This window comes from Paenibacillus sp. 2TAB26, assembly GCF_052115145.1.
Taxonomy (GTDB): domain Bacteria; phylum Bacillota; class Bacilli; order Paenibacillales; family Paenibacillaceae; genus Pristimantibacillus.
Genome location: NZ_JBFRGC010000078.1, coordinates 1 through 711 on the forward strand (window position 1 = coordinate 1; position 711 = coordinate 711).

Sequence of the window (711 nt, forward strand, 5' to 3'; positions counted from 1 at the left end):
AAGTAAGTCGTAACAAGGTAGCCGTATCGGAAGGTGCGGCTGGATCACCTCCTTTCTAAGGAAATACCCGGACCCGATGAGGTTCGGATAAACTTGGCAGTTTATCGCTTACTCGTTGTCAGTTTTGAAAGATTAATCATCTTTCAAAGGAAGACCAAAGGGAATACCCAAGGGCCTTTAGCTCAGCTGGTTAGAGCGCACCCCTGATAAGGGTGAGGTCGGTGGTTCGAGTCCACTAAGGCCCACCATTATCGACTCTGAGAAGTCGGTACCCATTTGGGGCCATAGCTCAGCTGGGAGAGCGCCTGCCTTGCAAGCAGGAGGTCAGCGGTTCGATCCCGCTTGGCTCCACCAATAAAATAATGTACTGTCTTTGCTGAAGATTAACTCTGAAGCGAACTCAGCGCAAAACATTTGCACCTTGAAAACTGGATAACGAAAGAAAAAGAATTGCTGAAACATCCTTTAGTTGTTTTTACGTAAGCGAGAGGTGTTCGAGATTGTTTCGACTTCTTTTCGTTTTGTTTCAACCATTTGATGTCTTAGGAGATCAGAGAAACAAAATGAAACGGCGGACAAGCCGAATCACCACGAGCATTTGGTTAAGCTAGTAAGAGCGCACGGAGGATGCCTAGGCACCAGGAGCCGAAGAAGGACGTGGCGAACAACGATACCGCCCCGGGGAGCCGTAAGCAGGCATTGATCCGAGGA

2 tRNA genes and 2 rRNA genes are annotated in these 711 nt (G+C 48.5%); all 4 read left to right on the forward strand.

Features of this window, described 5'->3' with window-relative positions:
• Positions 1–55 (forward strand): 16S ribosomal RNA (locus AB4Z50_RS35875); the annotation flags it as partial.
• Positions 56–171: 116 nt separating this feature from the next.
• Positions 172–248 (forward strand) — tRNA-Ile (locus AB4Z50_RS35880).
• Between the two features lie 30 nt (positions 249–278).
• A tRNA-Ala gene (locus AB4Z50_RS35885) sits at positions 279–354 on the forward strand.
• A 246-nt stretch (positions 355–600) separates the two neighbouring features.
• Positions 601–711 (forward strand): 23S ribosomal RNA (locus AB4Z50_RS35890); the annotation flags it as partial.